The sequence below is a fragment of the Stutzerimonas azotifigens genome, from assembly GCF_013522725.1.
Classification (GTDB): domain Bacteria; phylum Pseudomonadota; class Gammaproteobacteria; order Pseudomonadales; family Pseudomonadaceae; genus Stutzerimonas; species Stutzerimonas azotifigens_A.
On sequence record NZ_JAAMRF010000034.1, the window covers coordinates 1 to 253 of the forward strand.

Below are 253 nucleotides of genomic sequence, written 5' to 3' on the forward strand. Positions count from 1 at the left end.
AGCGCGGCGGGCTTGCGTCATGTTCCGTATCGAAGGTTGATCGATGAACGATAGTTTGCACACCGGTCCGCTCAAGCGTGGATTGAAAAACCGGCACATCCAGTTGATCGCCTTGGGCGGCGCCATCCCGTAGCCCCGTTTCTCCATGAGTTCCAGACCCTTCGCGGCAGCGCGGCGGGCTTGCGTCATGTTCCGTATCGAAGGTTGATCGATGAACGATAGTTTGCACACCGGTCCGCTCAAGCGTGGATTG

At 58.1% G+C, this 253-nt stretch carries 1 protein-coding gene; it reads right to left on the minus strand.

The window, feature by feature from the left end; translation table 11 throughout:
* A partial coding sequence (locus G7026_RS22570) for a hypothetical protein (protein ID WP_219858563.1) occupies positions 1 to 189 on the minus strand: 189 nt, incomplete at its 3' end.
* Between the last annotated feature and the right edge of the window lie 64 nt (positions 190 to 253).